Genomic DNA, 16319 nt, shown 5'->3' on the forward strand with positions numbered 1-16319 from the left:
AAAAGACAAACAAAAATTGAAACTGGCAGCGGACCAAAATGGCGGTTTAAGGCCAGGTGGGTTTGCCGGTACGAGCTTCCTCGCCGAGGCGGCTCACCGAGGTCACGCCCTTCACCCCTTCCATCTTCGAGATCAGACGGGCCAGCTGGGTCAGGCCTTTGGTCTCGATGTCCAGGCTGATGGAAGTAACCCGGTCGGGGCTCTCCGCAACCGTCATGCCGGTGATATTGATCTTTTCATCCGCGATCAGGGTCGAGATGTCCCGAACCAGGCCGACCCGATCCCAGGCCAGTATCTGGAGGCGGGTGGGGTAGAGTTGATCCGCGGTACCCCACTGGACGGGAATAAGGCGTTCCGGTTCTTCTTCCTTGAGGACGTTATAGCAATCGGTGCGATGGATGGTGACGCCCTGGGAGCGGGTGACGTAGCCGATGATATCCTCGCCCGGAATGGGGTGGCAGCACCCGGCGATCTTGGAAACGACATCGCCGATGCCCATGACCGAGACTCCGGAGGTCGGCGGCCGGGCTGAAGGCGAAGTGGAGACTGGCGGGACGGCCGGTTCAGCGGCCGGCTTGGGACCTTCGACAAGGGCGATCTGAGCCATGGCGATGGTATGGGCTGAAAGCCCGCCGTAGCCGATGGCGGCATAAAAATCATCCACGTTTTCGTGGCCGTTCATGTGGGACAGAGCCTTAAGGTCCGGCAATTTCAAGCCCAGGTGACGGAACTCTTTTTCAAGCTGCTCGCGGCCTTTTTCGATGTTCTCGGTCCGCTCCTGTTTCTTGAACCACTGGCGGATCTTGGTGATGGCGTGCGAGGTCTTGACGTAGCCGAGGTTGGGGTTGAGCCAGTCACGCGACGGACCTTTATCTTTCTTGGTGGTCACAATCTCGACGACGTCACCGTTCCGCAGGCGGTAATCCAGGCCGACCAGCTTGCCGTTTATCTTGGCGCCGACGCAGCGATGGCCGAGTTCGGTGTGGACCCGGTAGGCGAAATCCAAAGGCGTCGCCCCTTTGGGCAGATCCTTGATCTCGCCGCCGGGGGTAAAGACGAAGACCTGGTCGTTGAAAATATCCGTTTTGACCGATTCGAGAAATTCCTCGGCGCCGGACAAATCGCGATGCCAGTCGACCAGCTGCCGCAGCCAGGAGATGCGGTCTTCCGATTTGACCGCGGCCTTTTCGCCTTCCTTGTAGCGCCAGTGGGCGGCGACGCCGTATTCGGCCAGGCGGTGCATCTCATATGTCCTGATCTGGATCTCAAGGGCGGTGCCGCCGATGGAAACCACGGCGGTGTGGAGGGACTGGTAACCGTTAGGCTTGGGATTGGCGATATAGTCGTCGAAGGTGCTGGGAATAGGGTGCCAGATAGCGTGCACCGTCCCCAGGGCGGTGTAACATTCCCGGACGGAATTGACCAGCACCCTGATGGCCAGGAGATCGTAGATCTCGTCTATCTGGCGTCCCTGGGAGGTATATTTCTCAGCTTTCTGGTGCAGTGAATAGATATGCTTGGCGCGCCCGGTGATCTCCGCCTTAAGACCGGATTTTTCGAACTCGCCGCGCAGCACCTCGATGACCTTGTTGATGAAGTCTTCACGTTCGGCGCGTTTGCCGGCGATGAGCCGGGCCAGCGATTTGTACTGCACCGGTTCGATAAAACGGAACGCCAGGTCTTCAAGCTGCCACTTCATTTCCCAGATGCCCAGGCGGTGGGCGAGGGGAGCGTATATCTCCAGGGTTTCGCGGGCGGTGGCCTTCTGGTTTTCCGGCGGCATGGCGTCCAGGGTGCGCATGTTGTGAAGGCGGTCGGCCAGCTTGATGAAAACGACCCGCAAATCCTCGGCCATAGCCACCAGCATCTTACGCAGGTTCTCGGCCTGGCGTTCGTAGGTGGTGTTGCCGGAAAAGCGCGTCTCACCGGGGGCGGCGAGCTGCAGTTTCGCCAGCTTGGTGACGCCGTCTACCAGCCTGGCGACGTCCTTGCCGAAAATTTCCTCTATCTTGGACAGAGTTATCGAAGAGTCTTCCGGGACATCGTGAAGCAGAGCGGCTTTGATGGCGGTGGAATCAAGCTGAAGCTCGGCCAGCGTCATGGCCACAGCCAGGGGATGTTCTATGAAGGGTTCGCCGCTCTTGCGGTTCTGACCCTCGTGCGCTTTGGCCGCGAAGTCGTAAGCCGATTTGATAAGATCGACTTTCTCCGGCGGCAGATAGCGGGACGCGGCTTCTAAGAGGGCGGTAACTTCCATGAATTTACCATAAAGTGATGGATGAATAAGTATAGCGTAAATGCAGCCAGCTGTCAGCATTCATCGCGCCGAGGGATACCCCCATGCGGGGAGAAACAGCTATATTAGCTTCAAAATACATCCAGCCTGTGCGATGGACGGAAGCGAGTGTTGTCCGATTTTGCGGATGGAAATGTCGCGGCGTACAATGCAGATATCCGGACGTTCAACCGGATCCGAACCTGATTTTGCCAAGCAGGCAACCGAGCGAGCCGATAAATTAATCTCCCTAAAAAGACGCCGGCGACCTGGCAGCCAAGGTCGTTACCGGCATAAGGATGGTTTATGAGCAACCGCCTGGCCCAGGAAACCAGCCCCTATCTGCTTCAGCATGCCGACAATCCGGTCGACTGGTACCCCTGGGGCAAAGACGCTTTCGACGCCGCCCGCGCTGAGGATAAGCCCATCCTGCTCAGCATCGGTTATTCCGCCTGCCACTGGTGCCACGTGATGGCCCACGAATCGTTTGAAAACCGGGATATCGCACGCGAGATGAACGAAAAATTCATCAATATCAAGGTGGACAGGGAGGAGCGGCCGGACCTGGACGAAATCTATATGCAGGCTGTTTCCGCGCTGACCGGCCATGGCGGGTGGCCTCTGACGGTATTTTTGACCCCGGACGGCAAGCCATTTTACGGCAGTACCTATTTCCCGCCGGAAGACAAGCATGGGCTGCCGGGTTTCCCGAGGGTGTTACGAGCAATCGCCGATTCATACCGGAGACAACGGCCGCAGATAGAAAGGGCCGGGAGCCAGATAGCCGCCGCGTTGTCCGCAGGCAGAGCCAGTGTTCAACCCGGCAACAGCCTGGCTCCGGAACTCCTAGATCAAGCTTATGAAGCCATAAAAGGGACCTTCGATCGGGTTAACGGGGGTTTCGGGTCGGCGCCGAAATTCCCGCAGGCGAGCGTCCTGGAATTCCTGATGCGTTATTACCACCGGACAAAAAATGCGGAAGCCCTTCGGATGGTTACCCTGACGCTGGATAAAATGGCGGCCGGCGGCATCTACGATCAACTTGGGGGCGGTTTCCACCGTTATGCCACCGATGCCATCTGGGTGGTGCCGCATTTTGAAAAGATGCTCTACGACAATGCCCTGCTGGCCGGCGTGTACCTCCACGCTTTCATGATCACCCAAAATGGTGTTTACCGGAAAATTACCGAGGAGACCCTGGATTATGCCCTGCGGGAGATGAGAGCCCCTGAAGGGGGTTTCTTCAGCAGCCAGGATGCCGACAGCGAGGGCGAGGAAGGCAAATACTTTCTGTGGGATCTGAAGGATCTGTCCGAAGTTTTTCCGGCCGATAAAGCCGGCATCATTGCCGGCCGTTTCGGAGTCACGCCGGAAGGCCAGATCGACGGCCGGAGCGTGCTCCACCTGAGGCGCGAAAGCCTCGACGACCCATCCCTTGAAGCAGATAAAAAGCTGATGCTGGCAAAGCGCGAACAAAGAATTAAACCGGGCACCGACATCAAGGTTCTCAGCGGCTGGAACGGATTGATGATAGCCAGCCTGGCCGAGGCCTCCTGCGTGCTGGACCGGCCGGACTATCTTCAAGCGGCCATCGCCGGGGCGGATTTCATCCTGGACCACACGGTTGCCGGGCATCGCCTGAGGCATGTTTACGCCGGCGGCCGGAGCAAAACCGATGCTTTCCTGCAGGATTACGCATTCCTGGCAGAGGCCTTTATTAAACTGAACGAGGTGACCGCCGATATCAAGTGGCTGGACGAGGCGGAGAAACTCGCCGAGTTCATTGTCGACAATTTCTGGGATGAAGAAAAATCAGCCCTCTTCGATACGGTCAAAGGCCAGCAGGAAACGTTCATGCGCCCCCAAAGCATCCTTGACAGCCCGATACCATCAGGTGGCTCGGCGACGACGATGGTTCTGCTGAAAATCGGCAGGATCACCGGGAATCCGCCGATGACCGACCTGGCTGAGAAGCTCCTGGGTTTGGTCAGCCGGGAAATGCCACAGAATCCACAGGCCACGTCACACTGGCTGAATGCCCTGACGCTGTGGTTATCGGATCCTTTCGATGTGGTTATTGCCGGCGGAACAGACGATCCCGCGACCAGAGCGCTTCTGCGGCAAGGCTGTGCCGGATGGCTGCCGGATAAACTGCAGGCGGGTTTCGACCCGGCGAGTGATAATCCGCTGGCTCAAAAGGGCATTTTCAAGGGTAAATCCCTTGTGAATGAACGGTCGGCGGCATATGTCTGCAGCGGGCACACCTGCCATCCCCCGGTATCCGATCCCGGGTTACTGGCTGACTTGCTCAAATAGAGGCCATTAAAGACCAGTCGGCTTCCGTCGGCCTGTTTGAGGGGCAGGATTTTTAAGGGTTAAACTCCCAAACCACCGGAAGTACCGGGTTGGAACAATTTGGAATGAACAGGAACAGTTCGAGAGTCCAACATGTCGGCCCTATTCCAACCGACTTTTCGAACAATGCGAGTTGTGAAAATTAAGCGAAGTTGCCGTGCCTAAATTGAGAAGATCTCACAGGGTTATTCTGGCGGTCGCCGCCGGTGGCATCATGCTGGCTTTAGTTTGGCCGGTGCTGGATTACGGAATATATTTTTCCGGTCCCATCGAGACGCTGATGGGTGTGATGACGATTTTGTTGGCGGTGGGCGGGGCGCTTCTGATCGGTTACGGGGTGAGCCACATTCATCCGGCGTTGGTTCCCCTGCTTTGGGCCGCCCTGCTCCTGGTGACGCTCACGCGTTTCCTTGCGGGGAATAGCGAAGGAATAATGGAGGATCTGGGCTGGATCTTTTTCCTGGGTGTGCCGGGAATTTGGCTGCTGATTACAGGTTTAAGAATGCTGTTTAGAACGCGCAGACAGACTGACAAAATTAATCGGTGATCAGGCGGATTATCGTTCCGCCCTGATTTTTCTTACCCGGCTCCAAATAAACCAGGCGACGGCGACAACCCCCAGGGCGATTATCGGAATATCGAACGGCCGCATGACCTCGCGGATCTTTTCCCAATTCTGGCCCAGCAGGTAGCCTCCCCAGGCCAAACCGGTCGACCAGGGCAACGCCCCGAGGAACGAAAAGGCGAAGAACCGCTTAAGATTCATGCGGGCGATGCCGGCGGGCAGGCTGATGAAGGTGCGGACGGCGGGCAGCAGGCGGGAGAAAAAGGCGGTGACGTCGCCGTATTTTTGAAACCAGCGGTCAGTCCGGGCTATCTCCTCTGAAGTAATCAAAAAGTATTTGCCATAACGTTCGAGGAAGCCCCGGCCGAACCTGGCGCCCGCCCAGTAGGCGACGCCTGAACCTGCCAGGTTGCCCAAGGCGCCGACCAGACCGACCAGGAGAATGTATTCCCACCCCAGTCCTTTATCAGCGACGAGCATCCAGCCGGCGAGGGGCATGATAATCTCGCTGGGCAGGGGAATGCAGGCGCTTTCGATTGCCATGAGAACAAAAACGCCTCCCCAGCCCATGGCATCATAAGCGTTGCGTATAAAATCAAGGATTGCCTGTTCCAGATTGCCTCCGAAAGACTCCCGGCCGATGATTGTACCGTACGGCCGGGTTAAAATCGAATGGGACGGGTGAAATGGTGGAACCGCGCCGAACAGATAGAAAAATGACCGGGATCAGCCGGTCATTTACTTTTTAGTTGTAACTTGCGTCATCAACCGTGTTTGATCTGAGCGTGTTTCATTCTTTCCAGATCTTCCTGCCTGAAGCGCATGTCGCCCCTTGGGGAAATCCGCCAGCTGTTTATTTTCCCCTGATCCGCCCAGCGGCGCAGGGTGGTGTTCGACACCTGAAGCATATCGCTGGCTTCACTGGATTTGAGCAGGCGATTTGGATCCCGGCTTCTGGCGTTCATCAATAAAAGAAACGCAAAAGGCCGGAAAATGTCAGGCAGCCCGCTAGATATCGAGGTTTTTAACGTGCTGGGCATGGGCCTGGATGAAAGCCTTGCGCGGCGGGACCTCGTCACCCATGAGGAGGTTGAAGGTGGCATCGGCGCGGGCGGCATCCTGGACTTCCACGGTGAGCAGGGTGCGGGAGGCGGGGTTCATGGTGGTGTTCCAGAGTTGCTCCGCGGACATTTCACCAAGACCCTTATAGCGCTGGATGTCCACGTTCTTGCCTTTGAATTCCTTCAAGGCCTCGGCCTTTTCGTTATCGGAATACACCCAGCGTTCGTTCTGGCCCTGCTTGATGCGGTACAGGGGCGGCTGGGCGATGTACAAGCCGCCGCCGGCGATGAGCTTGGTCATATGGCGGAAGAAGAAGGTCAGGAGCAAGGTGCGGATATGGGCGCCGTCAACGTCGGCATCGGTCATCAGCACGATACGGTGGTAGCGCAGTTTATTGTGGTCAAAATCATCGTCGATGCCGGCGCCGAGCGCGGTGATGATGGCCCGGATTTCTTCATGGGACAGCATCTTGTCCGGAGCGGCTTTTTCAACGTTCAGAATTTTACCGCGAAGGGGCAAGATGGCCTGGAAACGCCGGTTGCGGCCCTGCTTGGCGGAACCGCCGGCGGAGTCGCCTTCAACGAGGAACAATTCGCACAGGGAAGGCTCTTTTTCGGAGCAGTCGGCCAGCTTGCCGGGCAGGGTGCCGCCGTCGAGCGAGTTCTTCTTGATGATGAGGTCGCGGGCCTGGCGGGCGGCCTCGCGGGCACGGGCGGAAGTCAGAACCTTGTCGATGATCTTCTTGGCATCATCCGGGTGCTCTTCGAAATACAGGGTCAACTGGTCGAGGACGGCGCTTTCGACGATGCTCTTCATCTCGGCGTTGCCCAGTTTGCCCTTGGTCTGGCCTTCAAACTGAGGCTCCGAAAGTTTCACCGACACGATCGAGACCAGGCCTTCGCGGGAATCCTCTCCCGAAAGAGACGGATCGGATTCCTTGACCAGCTTGTTCTTGGTGGCGTAATCGTTCAAGACGCGGGTCAGGGCAGAACGGAAGCCGGTGAGGTGAGTACCGCCGTCCTGGGTGTTGATGCAGTTGGCGAAGGAAAAACTGGTCTCGGAATAGCCGTCGTTATACTGCATGGCCACTTCGACGATGGTGGGATCCGCTTTTTTATACACGGAGATCGGCAGCCGGTTGATGACGCCGCGGTTGTGGTTCAGATGGCGGACAAACCCGGTGAGGCCGCCTTCGAAATAGAAGGTTTCCTCCACATCCGACCGCTTGTCGGCGATGGATATTTCCAGCCCTTTGTTGAGATAGGCTACCTCGCGGATTCGCTCCGCGAGGGTTTTGTAATCATAGGTTGAGTCGGCAAAGATCTTCGGGTCGAATTTAAAGCTGGTGATAGTGCCGGTGCCGCAGGATTCGCCGACCACGGCAACGGGAGCCACCGGGATGCCCTGGCGGTATTCCTGACGATAGAGCTTGCCATCCTGCTTGACCTCGACGCGGACCCAGTCCGACAGGGCGTTGACCACCGAAGCGCCGACGCCGTGGAGGCCGCCGGAAACCTGGTATGTCTTGCCGCCGAATTTGGCGCCGGCATGGAGGACGGTCATCACTGTTTCCAGCGCGGAGACGCCGGTCTGTTTGTGCACGCCGACGGGGATGCCGCGGCCGTTGTCCTCGACCATGATCGATTCATCCTGGTTGATGGTGACTTCGATCTTGTCGCAGTAACCGGCCATGGCCTCATCCACCGAGTTATAGACGATTTCATAAACCAGGTGGTGCAAGCCGCGATAGTCGGTGGAGCCGATATACATGCCCGGGCGCTTGCGGACGGCCTCGCGGCCGCCGAGGACCTGGATGTCTTCGGCTGTATATGACGCCGCTTTTTCGGCGTCGGTGTCGTCAATATGATTGTTTTCCATCATCACTGCCTTAAAGGGATTTTAATAAAGAAAAAGCCGCCATCGAAATGATCGGCGGCGGAACTGGGCGTTCGTATTTCATGCGCTTCTAGCTATTGAATTATACCATTTTAAAGGGGGAGGAGGCAAAGAAATGGCTGTCGGGTCGCCTGCCTCTTGGTGATGAAGGGTGAGCTGATTATCAGAAGAAGTAAAAGCCAAAGGGTTCACGGCGGAGGCGAATCCAGGGCATCCAATAGAAAGCCAACAAGAAGAGGATGCCGATGGACCAAGGGTCGTAGTCAGCGTTGAAAAGCCATTTGACGATGCCGGGTGAAAAATACCCCAGGAACGCGAGAGGCAAGCGCCACCATCTCAACCGGTCCGGTATCAGGGAAACCAGATACCCGAGCCCGAGGAGAAGGGTAGCCCCAAGCCAAAACTCGAAGTGCTTCCAATGGTTGCTGAAAAACACGAATACAGCCAGGATTATGCTCGCGAAAAGGCTCGCCAACACTTCCGATTGGTCGAGTCGGCGCGGTGGTTTGGTGGTCCCTATGGTCTGAACCGTAATTCGATTCTAGCACATTAGTCAATGATAATTTGGAGGGCGAAATGGATTCCCGCTTTCGGGGGAATGACAAAGGGGGTCACGATTTTTATCGGATCGCAAGTCAACGAGCGGGGTTACCGACCCCGTCACCCTCTCCTTCAATTCCTCTCCTCCTTCGACTCCGTTCAGGACAGGCATCGAGGGAGAGGAAAGTAGTATCAGAAAGCCATGCGGTAGATGCGTTCGATGTCTTCCTGTTCAAGGGGGGTGGGGTTGGACTTGATCCACGGCGAGGACACGGGAGCCAAGCGAGCCAGTTCCGGGATTTTTTCTTTCTCGACCCCGAGGCTTTCAAGATGAAGCCGCATACCGAGACTCTTCAGCCAATCCTCGATGGCGGCTTTACCGTCGGTTGAACCGAAGACGCGCTCGCCAAGCAGTTTTATCCGGTCGGCCCGCTCGCGGGAGAGGTCGGCCAACCAGGACGGAAGAAGGGCAGCAAGACCGTCGCCGTGGGTAATGTCATAAAGTCCGGACAGAGGGTGCTCGATACCGTGCAGTGTCATGGAGCCGTCGCCTCCGCCGAGACTTGCGAAGGAAGAACAGGCCATGGTGGAAGCCCATGCCAACGCCCGGCGGGCTTCGCGGTTGTGCAGATCGCCCCTGACGATGGGCAAATATTTGACCACAATCCGCAGCATTGACTCGCGCCAACCGTCGTTCAGCGGCTCGGGGTGGGATGCGGTGACATAAGGTTCGACGGCGTGGCAGAAGATATCGACGCCCCCTGCAAGAGTAGGCGCCAGGGAAAGAGATAGAGTCAACTCAGGATCGACGATGGCGACTTTGGGTTGGAGGGATGAGCGGCCCAAAACGCGTTTTTCATGGGTGGTCCAATCCGTGATAACGGCGCCGGAATTGACTTCGGAGCCGGAAGCCGAGACTGTCGGCACCATGATCAGCGCGGGCACTTTTCCCGCGGGATTATCACGGGTGGTGACATAATGCCAAACCGATTTATCTCCCGCTGAGGCTAAGGCGATGCCTTTGGCGGCGTCCATAGCCGAACCGCCCCCGAGGGCAACAATTAGATCGATATTCTCTTGCCGGGAGATAGCGGCGCCCTGGTCGACAGTGGAGGCCCGGGGGTTGGGTTCGATTTTATCAAAGAGGATAACGTCCAATCCGGCTCTTTCGAGCATGTCGACGGCTTTGTCTAACAAGCCGAGTTTTCTCATCGTTTTTTGGCCGGAAACGATCATGGCTCGATGGCCGAGGTTAGCCGATTCCTCCCCAAGGCGCTCGATTGTTCCTTCTCCGAAGATGAGCTTCGTGGGCAGGTTGAATTCGGTGATTGACATACTGTGTACTCCCGGGACTAAAAATTTTCAGGAAGGAGAAAGTTCCCGATCTATTAAAGCCGATGCGATCTCGAACGCTCTGATCCGCCGGACGGCCAGGGTGTGTTGGGAAGTCCCCTGTTTGAACTTCGGCATCACTTTTTCAATTTGCCGTATCAGCCCTGTCAGAGTTGTCGAAGCCCCGATAAGGTCTTCTTTTGAGTATATCCCAGTCGTATTCCCACTCCCAACTCTGGTTATGAGCGATAATGCTAATTGGAGGACTTTGAGCCTTTGAGATACCATCGTCAATTGGGGGGTTGGGGAAGGCTCTTGAAGTGAGAGGGTCGCCTGAACCTTCTCACTTTTACGGATTGCGGAGAGAATCGCTTTTTGGGCCGATTCCAGTTCCGACATGTTGAATTCGCTCATGTTTTTAGATCGAGGGCTATAGGACCCCTACGGTTGGTTACGGTCCTGGAGCCACTGGCGTTTCTGAGCCAGGCGCACCGCTTCATCGGTTGGTGTGTAGTCAGACAGGAAGTTCCGTGCGAAGCCGTCGAAACGTTCGTCAAGAATTGACTGACGGATATCTCTCATCAATTTACGCATGAAGTAGAGGTTATGGAGCGTTGCCAGGCGGTAGGCCAGCAACTCTTTAGCACGGAACAAATGGTGGACATAACCGGCAGAAAAATTCAGGCAGGTGTAGCAGGCGCAGCCGGTTTCGATCGGGGTTTTGTCGCCTTCGTAGCGGGCGTTGGCAATGTCTATGCGCCCCCGCCGGGTGAAGAGGGCGCCGTTCCGGGCGACGCGGGTAGGGAGGGCGGAATCGAACATATCGATGCCGGCTGAGACGCCTCGAACAATGTCCTCCGGTGAGCCCACACCCATCAGGTAGCGGGGTTTATCGCTTGGAAGAACCCCGGTTGTGGCGGCGGTGATCTCAACGGTCTGGTCTTTTGCTTCGCCGATGGCCAAACCGCCAATGGCATAGCCGGGAAAGCCGGTCTCGATCAAACCCTCCGCTGACCGGCGGCGGAGGTCGGGGTGAAGTCCACCCTGGACAATCGGAAACAGGGCCTGATCGGCGCGGGTTTTGGCGGATTTGCAGCGAAGAGCCCAGGCCTGAGTTCGGGCAACCGCCGACTCGATAGCCCCGCGGCTGGCTTCGACCGGGGGGCATTCGTCGAGAGCCATAATGATATCGGCGCCGAATATCTCCTGGTATTTGATCGCCAGCTCGGGACTGAAGAAGTGCTCCGAGCCGTCGATGTGCGAGCGGAAGGTAACGCCCTCGTCCGACATTTTTCGAAGCGGCGACAGGGAGAACACCTGGTAGCCTCCCGAATCAGTGAGGAGGGCGCCGCTCCAGCCCATGAACTTGTGAATTCCGCCATAACTTGCGATAACATCGGTTCCCGGGCGTAAATAAAGGTGGTAGTTGTTGGCGAGGATCAACTTATAGCCTAGGTCTTTAAGTTCGTCTGGGGTCAGCGTTTTGACCGTGGCCTGAGACCCGACCGGCATGAAACAGGGGGTTTCGACGGTGGCGTGGGGCGTAACCAGAATGCCGGCTCGGGCATTACCGGGTTTTTCCAGCTTGAAAGACAATTCAGACATCAGAAGCAGATTTTACCAGAATCCTAACAGAATTGTTTTCGACAGATTTTCCCGATACCAAATTCGCTCACCCGGAACCGGCGATTGAGGATTATCCCGTCGCGCCGCTTTCATTCACGGGTGGCCCGTCGGATTTTTCGTCAGCTTTAGTGGAATGGGCGAAATTGGAAAACAGGCGACTGTAAATTCTGGAAAAGGCAGGATCGTGGATCAAGAAAATCATGATGGATGTCAGGAGAATGCTGAAAAGTACCACCGCGAAGACGACGCTTTGGATCAAATCCCCCTCCGCTATGCCGCGTTCGAGAGGTATTGAGGCCAAAGCCGCCGCCGCCAAACCCTTGGGCACCATCACCGACATTATCGAAGCATCCTCGGCCCGGGTGGCTTTCGAGATTGTCAGGCGAACAATCGGGATGCGCAAGAAAAAGACCACCAGTGTAATGGCCAGCCCGATCAACATCCAATGAGTGTTGGTAATCTGGATCGAGATTCCCACGTACACGAAGAAGAACGTCTTGAGCATAAAGGCTATTTCCGAGAAGAACTTCTCCTCTGTAATGTCCAGACATGCGGGCTGCAGCGGGCGTCCGAAAAAAGTCACCCCCTTAACGAAATGCTTCAAGGTCTCGATGTTGCCCATGGTAATGCCAAAGGCGAGAGCCGAGATAAAACCCGGCAGACCCATCAGCTCGGTGAGCCCGAAAACGCCAAAAACGAAGGCAAAAGTGGCCAATACCGAGTCGCGGAACGCCCGCATCCTTTCAAGAAACTGAGACCAGACCAGCGCGGCGACACCGCCGATAACCGCGGATAACAAAAAAGAAATAATAATCTGGAAAATCTTGACTGCCACATTTGGGGCAGATCCCTGGTACACATCCAAAAAAGCCAGGGCAGCCGCGATACAGAGGACATCCGCCAGGGCTGACTCCAACAACAGGACGGTAGCTGATTCGTTGCGCATGTTGAGCCTGCTGAGCATGGGAACTACGATAGCCGGGGAACTGCCGCCGACCACGGCGCCGATCATCAGAGCAAGGGATTTCGACAGGTCAGTCGTTGTCAAAATGATCAGGGCGGTTACGATGGTGGTGACCACGAAGGTCACAAACGAAAGCAAGGCTCCCCGGGTGGCGGCTTTTTGCAGGGTAGTGAAACTGATGCCGAGGCCGCTGTGAAACAGGATAACGATCAAGGTTAGAGTCATGAAGACGACCCCGACCTGCCCGATATCCTGAGGGGTTATGATCCCGAAAAGCGGGCCAAGGCACAGGCCAACCAGAATGAGCCATAACACATCCGGAATCTTGGTGCGATTGAAAACCGCGGCGAAAATGTGCGCCAGAAAGTAGAGGGCGCCAAAGAATAAAACAAGAAGGGCAAGTCCCAAATGACTCTCCTAGAGGGCGGTATTGCCGTCAATCGAGGATACTATAGCCGGACCGCCGATTCAAGACCTGAACCGGTCAAACACAAATAAATTCCGTCCGTTGCGCTTAGGAAAAGCCGCCGGCAGGCCTGTTTTGGTCTAAAAAATCCTGCAGGATGACGGCCGCGGCGACGGCGTCATCGCGCTGCTTGAAAAATGCCTTTTTCTTTTTCCGGTTTGTTTTCATGATTTCCTGGGCGTCGGCGGTGGAGAAACGCTCGTCCTGGAACAGTACCGGGACATCTGTCAGGGAAGCGACCTGGGAGGCAAAATGCTGAACATGCTCCGCCTGGTTGCCGATATGACCGCTCATCAGCCTGGGCAGACCGATCACAACCTTGCCGGCCTGGTATTCGTTGACCAGTTTGATCACCGTTTCGGAGTCCGAAAAATCGTCTCGCCGTTCAAGCACCACCAGCGGACGGGCGATAATGCCCATGGGGTCGGAAAGGGCCACCCCTAGCCACTTATCGCCGACATCAAGACCGATAATGCGTTCAAGCATGGACGGAGAATATTACCAATACCCAATACTACCATAATACAAATTTCAAATCGCCCCGCACCGGGCACGGCATGACGTGCCCCTTCAAGAAAATGGGTGCCCCCTATACTTCAATTCCTTTCCCGCCAGGGTAGAGGGAAATGGGAAGAATTATTTGATGAATTGGTTGACTGCGTCCAAGGCGGCCGGGAGCTTGGAAACGTCACGACCGCCGCCCTGGGCAAGATTCGGCCTGCCGCCGCCGCCGCCACCGGCGATCTCGGACATCTTCTTGATGATATTTCCAGCGTGATAACCCATCGAAACCAGTTCGGGAGCCACCACGCAAAGAAAAACAGGCTTATCGGCGTGGCTCGAACCCAGTACAATCAAAGCAGGCGCCAGGCGGTCGCGAAGAATATCGGCCATATCGCGCAGGGTCTCCAGGCTGGCTTCACCGACTGAAGCGATCAGGAGTTTGCCGCCGTTGATATCCCTGGCTGAGGAAAGCAGAGACAAGGCCTCTTTCCTGGAGATCTCTTTTTCGAAAGCGATCAACTGGTTTCGACCGTCTTCGATCTCGTTTTGAAGTTTTTGGATATTTTCATTCAGCAGTTTTATCTGGTGGCGCACGAAGGCTTCAGCGCCGCGGCCGGTGACGGCTTCAACGCGCCTGAGACCGGCGCCAACCGAAGATTCCGACGTCACTTTGAAGAAACCAATCTCGCCGGTAGATTTGATGTGGGTGCCGCCGCAGAGTTCGGCGGACACCTGCTTGTCGGCGCCGATGGACAGGACCCTCACCGTGTCTCCGTATTTTTCACCGAAGAGAGCGGTGACGCCGGTTTTCAAGGCCTGCTGGTAGCCGGTCTCAACGGCGGCAACCGGATGATTTTCACGAATGTGGTCGTTGATGATGTCCTCGACGCGGGCTAGCTCCTCCGCGGAAACAGCCTTCAAGTGCGAGAAGTCGAAGCGCAGCCTGTCAGGGTCCACTACAGAGCCCCGCTGCTGAACGTGCTGACCCAAAACCTCCCGCAGGGCGGCCTGGAGGAGGTGGGTCGCCGTATGGTTGCGGGCGATATCGTAACGCCGCGCCACATCGACTTTGGCAAGCGCGTCGTCGCCGATCTCGATCTGTCCCCGGCTCAAATAACCCTGGTGCAATACCACACCGGGTGAGAGAGCGACGGTATTGGTGACGATGAATGAACTTTCGCCCGAAGTGATCTCGCCGGTATCGCCGACCTGGCCGCCCATTTCCGCGTAAAAGGCGGTCTTATCCAGGATCAAACCGCCTTCCTCGCCTTCACGGATGACATCGGCGTTAGAATTGTTTATCAGTATCCCGTCGACGGTAGCGTACTGCGACAGGGTATCGTAACCGGTAAAGCAGGTGGGGTTGAAGGTGTGACGGGCGTGGGCATCCTTATGCAGTTCGAACCTGTGAGAAGCGCGGGCTTTTTCCTTCTGCAGAGCCATTTCATGGTTGAAACCCTCGGTATCGACTTCGAAACCGGCGCCGGAGGCGATTTCGGAGGTCAGGTCGAGAGGGAAACCGTAGGTGTCGTATAGCTTGAAAGCCTGTTCGCCGGTGATCTTGCGCCTGAGCTGAGCTTCTTCCGAAGCCATCATCTCTTCAAGAAGGCGCATGCCGGTAAACAGGGTCTCGGCGAAACGCGACTCTTCCCGGGCGACAAGCTCAGTGATAAAGTTGCGGCGGGCCGACAGCTCGGGGTAGACCGGGCTCATGCGCTCGATCACCGTTTCGATCAACGGCACCATGAAAGGTTTATCCAAGCCCAAATTGCGACCGAACAAGGCCGTCCTCCGGAGTAATCGCCGCAGAACGTACCCACGGCCTTCATTGGACGGGATGACGCCGTCGGCGATCAGGAAAGAGATGCTGCGGGAATGCTCCGCCACGATGCGCATGGCGCGGTCGATCTCCGGGCTGGAACCGTATTTCTTGCCCGAAACCATTGCCACTTTATCAAGGAGATAATCGAACCGGTCGGTCTGATAGACGCTGGATTTATTTTGCATAATTGTAGTCAGCCGTTCCAGCCCCATCCCGGTGTCGATACTCGGATTCTTCAGGGGGATCCTGGCTCCAGCCTTGTCCTGGTCGAATTGGACGAATACCAGATTCCAGATCTCGCAGAACCGGCCGCATTTGCAGGCGGGACCGCAATCCGGCTGGCGGCAGCCGACGCTTTCGCCGAAGTCGTAGTGAATCTCGGAACAGGGGCCGCAAGGGCCGGAATCCCCGGCCGGACCCCAGAAATTGTCTTTCTCCCCGAGTCGAACGATCCTGTTGTCCGGGACGCCCTTGGCCTGCCAGAACCTGACCGCCTCATCGTCGTCGAGATAAACGGTCGTCCACAGGCGGTCGGCGGGAATTTTCAGGCGTTGGGTCACGAACTCCCAGGCAAAGTCGATGGCTTCCTTTTTAAAGTAGTCTCCGATCGAGAAATTACCCAGCATCTCAAAAAAGGTCAGGTGGGACGCATCGCCGACGGAATCGATATCGGTGGTGCGGAAGCACTTCTGGCAGGTGGTCAGGCGGGGCGCCGGCGGCTTTTCCTTGCCCAAAAAGTAAGGTTTGAACTGGACCATGCCGGCCGTGGTCAGCAGCAATGTCGGGTCGCCGTGGGGAATGAGCGATGAAGACGGCAGTATCTTGTGGGTTTTTTCGGCGAAGTATTCGAGGAAAAGGGCGCGAAGCTGGTCACCGGTAAAAGGCATAGAATCAGCACCTATCGAAATCGTT

Annotated in this window: 12 protein-coding genes; 2 read left to right on the top strand and 10 right to left on the bottom strand. The window is 56.5% G+C overall.

Annotated elements, in window-relative coordinates; all coding sequences use genetic code 11:
• Positions 1 to 46: 46 nt before the first annotated feature.
• Positions 47 to 2257, bottom strand: a complete 2211-nt coding sequence (locus Dform_RS00280) for a RelA/SpoT family protein (RefSeq protein ID WP_076005004.1) — start codon at positions 2255 to 2257, stop codon at positions 47 to 49.
• A gap of 324 nt (positions 2258 to 2581) precedes the next feature.
• Here Dform_RS00280 and Dform_RS00285 point away from each other — a divergent pair, with 324 nt between their 5' ends.
• On the top strand, positions 2582 to 4591 hold the full coding sequence (locus Dform_RS00285; RefSeq protein ID WP_076003238.1) for a thioredoxin domain-containing protein: 2010 nt from the start codon (positions 2582 to 2584) through the stop codon (positions 4589 to 4591).
• A 253-nt stretch (positions 4592 to 4844) separates the two neighbouring features.
• Positions 4845 to 5177 carry a hypothetical protein gene (locus tag Dform_RS00290; protein ID WP_076003239.1) on the top strand — a complete coding sequence of 111 codons (333 nt, stop codon included), beginning with the start codon at positions 4845 to 4847 and terminating at the stop codon, positions 5175 to 5177.
• A 9-nt stretch (positions 5178 to 5186) separates the two neighbouring features.
• On the opposite strand, the gene Dform_RS00295 is transcribed toward Dform_RS00290, so the two are convergent.
• From Dform_RS00295 to alaS, 9 genes are all read right to left on the bottom strand, one after another.
• Complete coding sequence (locus Dform_RS00295; protein ID WP_225973696.1) at positions 5187 to 5738, bottom strand: DedA family protein; 552 nt, start codon at positions 5736 to 5738, stop codon at positions 5187 to 5189.
• A gap of 221 nt (positions 5739 to 5959) precedes the next feature.
• Positions 5960 to 6235 (bottom strand): helix-turn-helix domain-containing protein, encoded by a 276-nt coding sequence (locus Dform_RS10970; protein WP_158513441.1) that lies wholly within the window; start codon positions 6233 to 6235, stop codon positions 5960 to 5962.
• A complete protein-coding gene (gene gyrB / locus Dform_RS00305) occupies positions 6204 to 8138 on the bottom strand; it encodes a DNA topoisomerase (ATP-hydrolyzing) subunit B (protein WP_225973697.1) in 1935 nt (644 codons plus the stop codon). The genes Dform_RS10970 and gyrB overlap by 32 nt, the downstream gene beginning before the upstream one ends.
• 178 nt (positions 8139 to 8316) lie before the next feature.
• Entirely contained in the window at positions 8317 to 8589 is a 273-nt protein-coding gene (locus Dform_RS00310; protein ID WP_145925481.1) for a hypothetical protein, read from the bottom strand.
• Between the two features lie 296 nt (positions 8590 to 8885).
• The gene (locus tag Dform_RS00315; RefSeq protein ID WP_076003243.1) at positions 8886 to 10028 is read right to left on the bottom strand and encodes an iron-containing alcohol dehydrogenase; all 1143 of its coding nucleotides are present in this window, start codon (positions 10026 to 10028) and stop codon (positions 8886 to 8888) included.
• Positions 10029 to 10466: 438 nt separating this feature from the next.
• Positions 10467 to 11630 (bottom strand): tRNA guanosine(34) transglycosylase Tgt, encoded by a 1164-nt coding sequence (gene tgt / locus Dform_RS00325; protein ID WP_076003245.1) that lies wholly within the window; start codon positions 11628 to 11630, stop codon positions 10467 to 10469.
• A gap of 91 nt (positions 11631 to 11721) precedes the next feature.
• Positions 11722 to 13023 (bottom strand): cation:proton antiporter, encoded by a 1302-nt coding sequence (locus tag Dform_RS00330; protein ID WP_076003246.1) that lies wholly within the window; start codon positions 13021 to 13023, stop codon positions 11722 to 11724.
• A gap of 106 nt (positions 13024 to 13129) precedes the next feature.
• On the bottom strand, positions 13130 to 13567 hold the full coding sequence (gene ruvX / locus Dform_RS00335) for a Holliday junction resolvase RuvX (protein WP_076003247.1): 438 nt from the start codon (positions 13565 to 13567) through the stop codon (positions 13130 to 13132).
• 150 nt (positions 13568 to 13717) lie between these two features.
• Positions 13718 to 16294, bottom strand: coding sequence for an alanine--tRNA ligase (gene alaS, locus Dform_RS00340; protein ID WP_076003248.1), 2577 nt, complete (start codon positions 16292 to 16294; stop codon positions 13718 to 13720).
• Positions 16295 to 16319 lie beyond the last annotated feature (25 nt).

This window comes from Dehalogenimonas formicexedens (genome assembly GCF_001953175.1).
Lineage (GTDB): Bacteria > Chloroflexota > Dehalococcoidia > Dehalococcoidales > Dehalococcoidaceae > Dehalogenimonas > Dehalogenimonas formicexedens.

Bases quoted from the DNA above. Each gene is read 5' to 3' on its own strand.
- tgt (WP_076003245.1), bottom strand. From the start codon at position 11,630: ATGTCTGAATTGTCTTTCAAGCTGGAAAAACCCGGTAATGCCCGAGCC.
- gyrB (WP_225973697.1), bottom strand. From the start codon at position 8,138: ATGATGGAAAACAATCATATTGACGACACCGACGCCGAAAAAGCGGCG.
- Dform_RS00280 (WP_076005004.1), bottom strand. From the start codon at position 2,257: ATGGAAGTTACCGCCCTCTTAGAAGCCGCGTCCCGCTATCTGCCGCCG.
- Dform_RS00285 (WP_076003238.1), top strand. From the start codon at position 2,582: ATGAGCAACCGCCTGGCCCAGGAAACCAGCCCCTATCTGCTTCAGCAT.
- Dform_RS00290 (WP_076003239.1), top strand. From the start codon at position 4,845: ATGCTGGCTTTAGTTTGGCCGGTGCTGGATTACGGAATATATTTTTCC.
- Dform_RS00315 (WP_076003243.1), bottom strand. From the start codon at position 10,028: ATGTCAATCACCGAATTCAACCTGCCCACGAAGCTCATCTTCGGAGAA.
- ruvX (WP_076003247.1), bottom strand. From the start codon at position 13,567: ATGCTTGAACGCATTATCGGTCTTGATGTCGGCGATAAGTGGCTAGGG.
- Dform_RS00295 (WP_225973696.1), bottom strand. From the start codon at position 5,738: ATGGCAATCGAAAGCGCCTGCATTCCCCTGCCCAGCGAGATTATCATG.
- Dform_RS10970 (WP_158513441.1), bottom strand. From the start codon at position 6,235: ATGCCCAGCACGTTAAAAACCTCGATATCTAGCGGGCTGCCTGACATT.
- alaS (WP_076003248.1), bottom strand. From the start codon at position 16,294: ATGCCTTTTACCGGTGACCAGCTTCGCGCCCTTTTCCTCGAATACTTC.